Source organism: Aquimarina sp. AU119 (genome assembly GCF_900312735.1).
Taxonomy (GTDB): Bacteria; Bacteroidota; Bacteroidia; order Flavobacteriales; family Flavobacteriaceae; genus Aquimarina; species Aquimarina algiphila.
Genome location: NZ_OMPF01000005.1, coordinates 101,263 through 110,397, shown reverse-complemented (window position 1 = coordinate 110,397; position 9,135 = coordinate 101,263). Strand labels below are relative to the sequence as shown.

3 protein-coding genes are annotated in these 9,135 nt (G+C 32.2%); 1 reads left to right on the top strand and 2 read right to left on the bottom strand.

The window, feature by feature from the left end:
- Positions 1-951 precede the first annotated feature (951 nt).
- On the top strand, positions 952-1,122 hold the full coding sequence (locus tag DK442_RS28125; RefSeq protein ID WP_160114064.1) for a hypothetical protein: 171 nt from the start codon (positions 952-954) through the stop codon (positions 1,120-1,122).
- A 443-nt stretch (positions 1,123-1,565) separates the two neighbouring features.
- On the opposite strand, the gene DK442_RS06040 is transcribed toward DK442_RS28125, so the two are convergent.
- Both DK442_RS06040 and DK442_RS06035 read right to left on the bottom strand, forming a co-directional pair.
- Positions 1,566-6,155, bottom strand: coding sequence for a TonB-dependent receptor plug domain-containing protein (locus DK442_RS06040; protein WP_109434965.1), 4,590 nt, complete (start codon positions 6,153-6,155; stop codon positions 1,566-1,568).
- 4 nt (positions 6,156-6,159) lie between these two features.
- On the bottom strand, positions 6,160-9,018 hold the full coding sequence (locus DK442_RS06035) for a carboxypeptidase-like regulatory domain-containing protein (protein ID WP_109434964.1): 2,859 nt from the start codon (positions 9,016-9,018) through the stop codon (positions 6,160-6,162).
- Between the last annotated feature and the right edge of the window lie 117 nt (positions 9,019-9,135).

Genomic DNA, 9,135 nt, shown 5'->3' with positions numbered 1-9,135 from the left:
CTTAGTAGGAAAAGAGAAGGGATTATCAATGTTGACGAACTGCAATGTTCTACGTGTATATTAATCTTATTCCTCTCTTTTGTTCTTTCTGATTAAACCTTAAAATTAAGAGATTGTAAACTTAAGATGTGTATAAGTAATAGCGGTTTGAGTGCTAACTCGAACCGTTTTTCATTAAATTAAAGTATATTGATATCCGAAATGCAGTCGCTTAAATCCGCTACTGCTCATACACGAGACGGTATAACACACAGTTATTCCCCTGTAAGAAATAGGGTTTTTGACCCCGAAATATTACATAACTCCTTCATTATCTTTACTCCATCCTTAAACAAACATAGTTTGGTATAAAGGTTAGGTTGTTTTAAAATCGTCAGTTCGAGTGTTTTTGTAATAAAATTGAGGAAATTATACTTGGACAAGCTCAGCAGAACTATTGAGAAGCTGTTTTTAGTCCAGAATATCAAAACTATCCTCTACATAGATATAATATTTGAAATGTTTTATCACTCGAACTGGTACGATTTTATAGTCCAAACCCTATATCTACAGAACTACGTTGCATATTCTTGATAAACATTCATTTTTAATTGAATTTACTTGTCATTACCCGTATTTATTGGGGATAGTGAACTTATATAATTGTTGCTTTTTGGAGCAACCTTCATTTTATTAACACTTAATTAACACAATACTTAAACAAATGTTAATTAATTCATAAAAAATAAATGTAATTTTTACGGTTTTCCGTACACACATATACCTTTCAACATACTACAAACAAAGGCATTAAAATATAAAAATACGGTTCTATACACCTATATAATAGAGTTTTACCATCAAGACCATGAGAATTTACCATAATTCAAAGATGAAGTTATTTCCTAAATTTACATCAGAAGATCGCTACAAAATTTTATTAGTAAACATAAGTTTATAACACCAACCATCATGAACCCTGTAGTTAAAACCCCAATGATTTTCTATATGATAAGTTTGGATTGTTCTACTTCTAACGAAAAGAAGCAAAATCAAATGTATCATATCGAAAATAATATTGTCCTTAAGACCAATCACCATCTAAAATCCATAAAAGAAAACCACCAGTTATCTGCACTATAATATTTGTAGATGCTATATCTATGAGTATAATGATACATTATGATATCTATATACTATAGACCAAGAGCTTAATGAATGCTATATCAAAATTTGCACACTTATATAAATGAAATTACGAATTAATGAAAACCAATACTTAACACATTATCACTGTTCACACAACATAGTAGAAGTATTTTACGGGGGGCTGTAAATACAATGTTAATTTGTCTTCTACTTGTTACCGGGAATCTTGTTAGAGTAGATTTAGGTTCCCGGTTTAAAAGAGAATCATTAACCAGCTTTTTTTAAATATGATTACGCATCAAAACACATGTAGAAATTGCATGTAAAACATGTATCTTTTCACACTTTTCTATGGTATGTTTTACCAGGGTTCTCTTTGAGATTCCTGGTTTTTTTATTTACACTCTTCTTCATTTTATTTATACATTGAGTTGTTTCTATTGCTTCACTCCTATGGTAACTGTGTTTCCAGAAATCCAATGTTTGTAGTCATCGGCATAATATTGATAAGTACAACTTGCAGGAGCTTTATAAACTCCAGGGATATCGGCTTTTAGATCTAGATGAATTGTCTTAGATTCTGAGCCCGTAAACTCTCTCCAATAAAAAATCAGGTAGTTTTCAAAAATTTCATAATACGCTACTTCTTTATGCTCTACTAATTCTTTAAGTTGCCAGGGCTGTGGTGTCGTTCCAGACGGTATCCCTACTATTGCCATTGGCATTGCTATTCCGCGTGTAGATTGATTATTTACTTCTATTGTCATTCTTACATTATCTCCAACTTCATATCGCGTATTCATCAGTGTAGTTTTTAGTTGCAATTTACATTCATCAGAACTATCTGGTACAGGGCTATCCCATTGTATATTCATTTCATAAGGAAAAGTTATATCTCCATTGTTAAACCGAACCGTCATTTCTTGTTTTCCTTCTTTGATATAACTTTCTAAACCATCAATAACGACTTGTCCTTTTTCATTAATTTTTAATTTCTTGGAAATTGTATTTCCATTGAGATTTAAATGTACAGATTCATTATTAGCAATTATTTTATTTCTTTGTGTTCTTGTATATCCAATCAATGCTTTGAGTGCCATCGACGTTGCCTGTGTAGATCCAAATCTTCCTCCATTTCTTTTACTAATAATATATTCAATCCCCTTTGTAATCAATATATCATCTCTGTTTTCTGCCTTTAGCATTGCTAAAACAACAAAAGCCGCTGTTTCTACATATTTTGAATCTCCATAGGAACGTGTAATTGTATTTTCTACAGGTAAAGCTTTAAAATTGTATTCCTCGATATTTTTGGTAATTGCATTTAATAGCATATTACCATTATTATTTTTTCCGAAATTAAAACTAGCAGCAGCTAATAATGCCATACGATATGTATCATTACTTTTTAATGCCTTTGTATAAGTAGTTTGATATTCCTTTTCTATATCCACTTGTATACCTGCTTCACTAATCGCATAAACAATATAGGCATCAGCAACCTCTTTTGGTGAACTGGCAAAACTATCATACCCTTTTTTACTTTTTCTAAATCCTCCATTACCATCTCTTCTGCTCATAAGCCAATCTACGGTTCGATCAATCATTTTCTGATTCACCTTAGGATAGATCTCTTTCATTTCTGTAAACTCTAATACTCCATAAGCAGTTAAAGTTTCATGCGGTGGTGTATGACCAAACCATTCGAACCCTCCTTCTTTGGTTTCAAAACTAATCAGTCTTTTGTATCCTTCTTTAATGTACTTCATTGCCTTAGCAGTGATCTCAGGATTACTTCTTCCTGATTCTTTTAGGTATTTTAATACCATAATATTTGGATACGTACTAGATGAAGTCTGTTCAAAGCATCCATGGGGTTGACGAATAAGAGATTCTATCCCATTCATCACATCTCCTACAATATCAGTGTAAATAGTGAAATCAGCAGTAAGGCTATTGGGTACTATTGAATTTACATCAAAAGTATATGCCTTGTTTTGCGATCCCGACACAGAAACTTCCGTTGGAAAATATGGACTTATTACTGTGACTTCTTTATTTACAGTATCACTATACATTTCTGATTTTACAGAACATACTATTCTGTTATTTGCTCTTACTGAAAGAGGAACTACTTGAACATATACTTGTCTTACTTCATTTGGTTGAAGTTTAATTTCTGAATCAAAAGATGATATTTGTTGTATCCCTTTTGGAAGATGAAGATCGACCTCTGCCTCTAGTACATCTGAAGATTCATTTTTAATAGTCAAAGGCAACCTTACAGTATCCTGAAGTGCCATATAATTAGGAATCTTAAAATCAATAGTTAATTGTTTCTTAGTGCTGTATTGCTTTTCTTTTCTTCCCACTAATCCATTATACCCTATTCCTTCTGCAATGATATTAAATGATGTAATCGCGTCAGAATTATAAAAAGACAGGTTTGCTTCTCCTTTATCATTCGTTTGCACAACTGGGTTCCAATAAATCGTTTTTCTAAAATCTGTACGTTCTTCTGGTAACATCTTACTATCATATACAGGGGCATAGAACACTCGGGGAGTATAATTTGTTAATGACCTACCTTTATACAAATAATGGTAAGCATAATTATTAAATTTTGCATTATTCAATTTTTTCTTTCCCCAGTTATGGAAGTATTTTTTATGTTTGGATGAAATTACAATTACTCCATTAGCTCCTCGGCTTCCATACAGTGATGTTGCTGCTATATCTTTTAATATGGTAATTGATTCTATAACATCTGCATCCAGGTTACCTACTTCATCATTTGCAACCGGGATTCCGTCAATCACAAACAACGGTTGATTATTACCTGATATACTACTCGTGCCCCTTATCATTATTTTTGAGCTACTTCCATAAATACCATCGGCATTCACTATATTTACTCCTGCAACTCTTCCTTGTAATGCGTCTACAAAGCTTCCTGCCGCCTGCCCTTCTAGTTCTTCGTTTTTTACAGTACTAATAGATCCAGAAATCATTCTTTTTTGTTGTATTCCATTACCCACAATTACAATTTCGTCCAATTGTGACTTATCTTCAGAAAGTTCAATTGGTGCAGGTTTAGCTTTCTTTCTAATAATCTTTTGTACAGGAGATTTCACTCCTCTAAAAGACTTTACTCTACTATTATCTTTGATATCCTCTAATCTATTTCTTGCTTGCGCATCATAGCCCTCTTCTGTAGTCGCTTCTATAATACGTAATGACTTATGATCATCGGTGTAAGCAATCATAATATGTGTATTTGCTTTTCCTAGCTTACAAGAGAATTTTCCATTCTTATTAGTATCAAATACTAATACTTTATTTCCTTGTTGATCAAACAACAACACATGTGCTTTTACAGGATTTCCTTTTGTATCAACAACAGTACCACTGTGAATCGCTTCTTTTTCTGGAAGGTATAATGCCGGGTCCTCTGTCGAAGTATTTGGTTTTATATAATCTCTCCAACCATGTGTTAGCATTACATAATCCAAAGCTTTAATAGCTTTAGGTTCTTCTGGATCAAAATAAAATACAGGTTTATGTATTTTTCCTTTTAACTCTGAAGACATCAGTAAATAAGATAGTATATGATCTTGTTTATCATCTGCAAAAGAAAGTAACTTATGATCTGCTACAGCAATGGATAAATTTGCAGGAATAGGATTTCCTTTATCATCAGTAGTTTTAAGCTGTACCTCTACCTTTTCTCTGGTTTCATAATGTTCCTTATTAGTAGTAATTTCAACCTTTAGTTTTTTATGTGAATTAATAAATACTAATCGTTCTGCTATTGGTATCTTCTGAGCATCATAAAAGGTAAATCTTGTAATTCCCATAGGTAAATCTGCCGTAGGAATCATTATTTTTTGCTGATCAGACTTTATATTTTGTTTCCATAACACTTTATTCGCATTAGCAACCTCAAGATGCATGGATTTTTTTAATGTAGAAAAAACTGTTAATGTGGTTTGTATACTATCCGTGATTGCAGAAAATCGTAAGCCATTTTCATATACTTTGGGTAATTGTATTTTCTTTTCAGAAATAAAAGGTGCTGTAATTTGTGCATAATACGAAGTTTCATGAATAGCATTCATCATAAAACTTCCCATACCATCGTGATAGCTACTAAAATTGGTTACAATCGCACCTGTATCATCTATAATATTACCAGATACATCAACGGGTTTACCAAACTCATTTAATGCCTTTAATGCTATTTGATTTCTGGTTCCAGCAATGATTTTTCCACTTTCAGGAAAAAATTGAAGATCAATTGTATCAAGAACCACAGGAATACTGCGTGATATAGATTCTGTTGAGCCGTTATAAGAAATTAATACATTAAGAACAACGTCTATCGTAGATAAATCCTTAGGTAAATTAAAAGTTGGTTTTGCTTTACCATTTATATCTGCTTCGACAGTATCTGATAAAATTTTCTTCCCCTTTACTGCAACTTCATATTGAATTTCTTTATGAGATAGCGGATTGTTCTTAAGGTCTTTGACTTCAAAATTAGCAATTACTTTGGAACCTTTTCCGTATCCTTCTTTTTCAAATTTGAGTTTAAGTAGTAATTCGGGTTGAATTACCTTTTGAATCGTAACTTTTTTAGTAAAAAAAGAGGTTTCGCCAGCATTACGCATCCAATTAGTATACATTTTTAAGGTGTATATTCCACCTACCCAATCTTGTTTTGTATCAAAATTACCATAGGCATATCCTTCATTTATTCTGATCTTTAATTGCTTTACCACGGTCCCTTTAGGTGAGATAAGTTCGGCATACATAGCATCACTTATTGTTGTAATTTTATGTTCACTATCTACAACATAAGATTTAAACCAGATCGTTTCTCCAGGAAAATAAAATGGACGATCAACATGAGTATAAATATCCTCAATAAGCTCTTGATTATCTGAATGGTTAACAAATGAAATTGAAGCTATGCTTAATATTAAAATCAAGATGCTTTTTTTTATGTTTTGTTTATATGTACGCATAATGCTATAATTTTATTTTGATTTGTATTCCTATTTCACTCACAATTGGGGTATTAAAAAACTGAAGACCTTGTCCTGATGTATGATCAAACAAACTACTATACGGTGATGCCCCTCTAAATCGTGAATAGGTGAATAAGTTATTTCCATAAACCCCTATATCAAACTCACGTATAAAATCTCGATCATCAGTTTTTTTTATAGAGTAGGAAAGGTTAATTGATTTTAGATTGAGGTAACTACCGTCTACAATTCCCTCTTCTCCGACACCTTCAAACCCATACCGTACAAATCGATTCTCTGCAATAGTATTGGATGGATTAGCAAAGTCCACAGTTATTGTATTAGGTTGCCCTAGCTGATTTACTCCTTCAAACAAAAAACCTGTAATCTCTCTTTCTTCTGCAGATTGCTGAGAGGTTCCTAAATAATTCAAGGCACTCTGAGTACCATTCCACACATCTCCACCTTTTTGAAAATCTATTAAGAAATTGAGCTTAAATCTTTTCCAGTTAAATTGATTAGAAAAACCGATTGCAAAATCTGGTGTAGGATCACCAATAACTTGTAAGTCTTGAGCTATTAAAGGGAATCCATTATCATCTATAATAACATTATCCTGCGCATCACGTTGATAGGCAGTACCGACCAATACGCCTGCAGGTTGTCCTTTAATCAGGTTTTTTGATATGGTTGTAAAACCTGCAATAGGAATACGCTCCTGATTTCCTTGTATTTTTAATACTTTATTTCTGTATAATGAAAAAACAAGTCCGGGAGCATAAGAAAAGTCATTATATGTATTTACAAATACTTCTAAATTTGCTTCGAAACCATAGGTTCTAATATCTGCAATATTCTGAAGTTGAAATCCTTCTCCCTCTAACACAGGAAATACACTTTCATCAATCGTATTGTTATAGTATGTTAGTCCAAAATTTATAGGCTTATTAAAAGCATCGGTCCTAATCTGAGTAGTTATAGAATAGCTTGTTTTTTCTTCTAGCTGTAAAGCATCACTTACAAACAAGTCATTATTTGCTATTAAACCTTGACTTTGAAGCGGGGTTATATTTAAACTATTGTGACTTTGATTATTATAATACAGAGGAGTATCTTTTACACTAAAATCTGCGCTTGTGGAAATTTTAAACTCTCCAACCCCATTCATATCAAATAGATCAGCGAGATCTGTCTCTAACGCTATACTTGGTAAAAACCATTTGTTATTTTGAATAGATGATACATAGGAAGTATTACTCAACTTTATGGTTGTATCCCAATCTGATATGGTATAACTTATTATATTAAATAATTGAAGTGTATTTCTAGTAAGTTTCTGAGTTGTAATATTGCTATCTGTTGGGTTTTGGAAAGAAAAAGGATCAAAACCACTGCGCTCTGATAAGTTATATCTTAATCCTTTATAAGAATAACTTGCTTTCGAAGTAAAATCAATATCTGATTCATCAAGATATTGATTAAGTTTAAAGGTAGTTTCTGCATTAAAAGTATTCGTATCAAAAGCCTTATCACTACTAAATCCATCATTATACCCAACTGTACCTGGAATCAATCCAAAACTTTGTTTATTTGAGACATAACTATGATTTATATTGGTATATAACGAGGTATCTTCTCCTAATTTAAAACCATTTTGAATACTTGCAGAAAACATGCTATTAACAGACCTATTCCTATTATTTTTTAATAACCATAAGGGATTATTAAAATGCTCCGGACTAAAACTACGCTGTGTATCTGTGATAAGTCTACTCCCTTGTTGATTTTCAAAACTGACTGGGGTAGCCCATGTATTAAGTAATAAAGTATTTAAAAATCCATTAAGGTTAGGTTGATTATCAATTCTTTTGGCATACTTAATAAAAGTATCCCATGTTACTTTTTTATCAGAATTTTTAGGATTGTTATGTCTTAATTCTATCTCCTGAAAACGACTTCGTTCTGTATTGAAGATATCTTTGTTTCTTTTATCCCGGTAAGTTACTCCATAAAAATTCTTATCGGTAGTGATATTAAAAAAAACACTATTACTGGTTTTTGTAATCGTTTCAAATATACTGTTATCATAGTCATTAGCTTTTTCACCCCCGGTATCTGATAGAGGAATTAATCTCCCATTCTGATCAAATGGATATGCAATCTCATCAAATTGTAAACTGTTTAGTCTTGGTCCATAAGAAAATACTACTCCGCTTTCTGGTCCAAAAAAAGTAGATTCAGCATTAAAGGGCTGTCCTTGACTAAACGTGCGTTGCAGATTAGGTAAATTATTTTGTTTTACAAACTGTAAACTGGTAGTCGAATTCCATCCAACTTCGTAAAAAATATCCGGACTAAAATAAGTAAGGTCAACTTTATTATTTTCTTTTTCAATGTCTATCCCTTTAATCCTGTTATATTGAAAATAAGATCCCCTTTGATTAAAAGTATACTTGCTTTCATTAAAGTTAGGGACATTAAAGCGTGTATTAGTCTTTTTTTGTATAGCATCAGAATATGCAGTGCTTTGCATTGGCAATACAGCTTCTTTTTTGGTCATAGCAATAGTTTCTGTTTGCCCTAACAGCTCTGCTGTTACTATAACCTCTTTAGAAGAAAACCCTACATAGCTAAATACTAAGACATCTCCCACATTGCAATTGATACTATAATTACCATCAAAATCAGTCTGAACACCTACATTAGTGCCCTTTATCATAATATTAACCCCTGGAAGCGGCAATCCTTCATTATCTGCTAATACTCCAGTTAATGTTCCATCTTGTGAGAACACTGTTGAATAGCAAAGTAACATCAGTACAGTTATAGTGATACACTTAAAAAGTAGTGAGTTTTTCATAGTCGTTAGTTTTTAGTTACACTTAAAAGTACTTTACCAATAGGGTTTTGGAAATCACAAATGAGGGAAGTATACTTTTCGATTAGGCAACTCATGTTTTAGAAAAACCTAGTGTAA

Bases quoted from the DNA above. Each gene is read 5' to 3' on its own strand.
- DK442_RS06040 (WP_109434965.1), bottom strand. From the start codon at position 6,155: ATGCGTACATATAAACAAAACATAAAAAAAAGCATCTTGATTTTAATA.
- DK442_RS28125 (WP_160114064.1), top strand. From the start codon at position 952: ATGAACCCTGTAGTTAAAACCCCAATGATTTTCTATATGATAAGTTTG.
- DK442_RS06035 (WP_109434964.1), bottom strand. From the start codon at position 9,018: ATGAAAAACTCACTACTTTTTAAGTGTATCACTATAACTGTACTGATG.